Annotated in this window: 1 protein-coding gene; it reads left to right on the top strand. The window is 74.9% G+C overall.

Annotated elements, in window-relative coordinates; genetic code table 11:
- The first annotated feature begins 120 nt into the window (after positions 1–120).
- The gene (locus AC1MIR_RS05890; RefSeq protein WP_480027255.1) at positions 121–1,815 is read left to right on the top strand and encodes a uracil-xanthine permease family protein; all 1,695 of its coding nucleotides are present in this window, start codon (positions 121–123) and stop codon (positions 1,813–1,815) included.
- Positions 1,816–1,853 lie beyond the last annotated feature (38 nt).

Here is a 1,853-nt window from a genome sequence, read left to right as displayed (position 1 = left end):
GCGGCTGGCCGCCCCGGGGGGGGGGGGGGGGGGCCCCCCGGGGGGGGGGCCCCCCCCCGGGGGGGCCCTCGCTTGTTTCGAGCCCCGCCACGCCACGACCCCGGCGACGCCGTCCCGGCCATGCGCAAGCCGCCTGACCTCACCTACGGGCTGGACGAGCTTCCGGCCCCCGCGGTGCTGCTCTCGGCGGCGCTGCAGCAGACGGCGATCATCGTCGTCTTCATCTACCCCGCCATCGTGCTCGCGCAGGCGGTCGGCGCGTCGCCGCTGCAATCCGCCGCGATGCTGAGCCTCGCCTTCCTCGCCTGCGGCGCCAGCGCGCTGATCCAGTCGGCCGGCCGCTTCGGCATCGGCGCGGGCTACCTCGCGCCCGCCACCGGCTCGGCCGCCTTCCTCGCCCCATCGCTGCTGGCCGTGCAGACCGGCGGACTCGCGCTCGCGGCCGGCATGACCATCGCGGGCGGCGCGGCGATGATGCTCTTCGCCCGCACCCTGCACCGCGCGCGCGCCTTCTTCCCGCCGGAGATCGCGGGCGCCGTGGTGCTGATCATCGGCATCGCCGTGACGCTCGCCGGCGTGCGCGCCCTGCTCATCACGCCGGACCAGCAGCCGCCCTCGGCCGAGGCGCTCGGCGTGGCGGGCGTCACCCTTGCCATCGCCGTCGCGCTCAGCGTCTGGGGCGGCGGCGCGCTGCGCGGGGCCTGCGTGCTGGTGGCCCTGGTCGCGGGAACGGCCGTCGCCTCCTGGCTCGGCCTGTTCCGGCTGGACACCGCCGTGCTGGCGGACCTGCCGCTGCTCGGCCTGCCCGACACCGGCCATCTCGGCTGGAGCTTCGACCTCGCGCTGCTGCCCGTCTTCCTCGTCGCCGCCCTGGCGAATTCGCTGAAGACCGTCGGCCTCGTCACCACGCTGCAGAAGCTGAACGACGCCGACTGGGTCCGGCCGGAGCCGCGCAGCATCGCGGGCGGCGTCGCGGGGGACGGCGCCGTGACCGCGCTCGCCGGCCTGCTCTGCACCGCCGCGCCCAATGTCAGCGCGACGAATGTCACCATCCAGGCGGCCAGCGGCGTGACGAGCCGGGCGATCGGCTATGCCACCGCCGTCTTCTGCCTGGTGCTCGCCTGCTTCCCGCGGCTCGCGGCGCTGCTCGCGCAGGTGCCGGGGCCGGTGATCGCGGCGGTGCTGCTGCATGCGGGCGGGCTGATGCTGGTCAACGGCATGCAGCTTGCGACATCGCGCATGCTCGACTCGCGCAAATCCTTCGTGGTCGGCTTCGCGCTGGTGACGACGCTGGCGGTGGAGGCGATCCCGCAGGTGGCCGACTGGGTGCCGCCCGAACTCCGCCCCTACATGTCGGCCACCGCGCTCGGGACGGTCGTCGCCATCGGCCTCAACGCCATCCTGCGCATCGGCATCCGGCGGGAGATGGAGATCGTGCTGCCCGCGCGCGACGTGCCGCACCGGGAGCTGGCCGATTTCGTGGCGCGCGCGGGCGCCGCCTGGGGCGCGCGGCGCGACGTGCTGGCGCGGGTGGAGGAGCAGATCGTCTGGTGCGTCGATTCGATCGCCGGCTTCGGCCTGGCGGAGGGCGAGGTCGCGGTCCGCATCGGCTTCGACGAGCTGCGCATCGACGTGACCATCGCCTATCAGGGTCCGCCGCTCGAGCTGTCGCAGGTCGCGCCGACGGCCGATGAGATGCTGACCGAAGCCGGCGCGGCGAAGCTTGCCGGCCACATGATCCTCAAGCGCGCGACGCGGGCGAGCGTGCGGAGCCGGGATGGCGTGACGGAGCTTCGGCTGGTCTTCGACCATTGAGGTGGCCGGCGTGGCCCGCCCGCGTGCGCGCCGGGGGG

The organism is Falsiroseomonas sp. RANM36, assembly GCF_056682175.1.
This window is presented reverse-complemented; position numbering and strand designations above follow the sequence as displayed.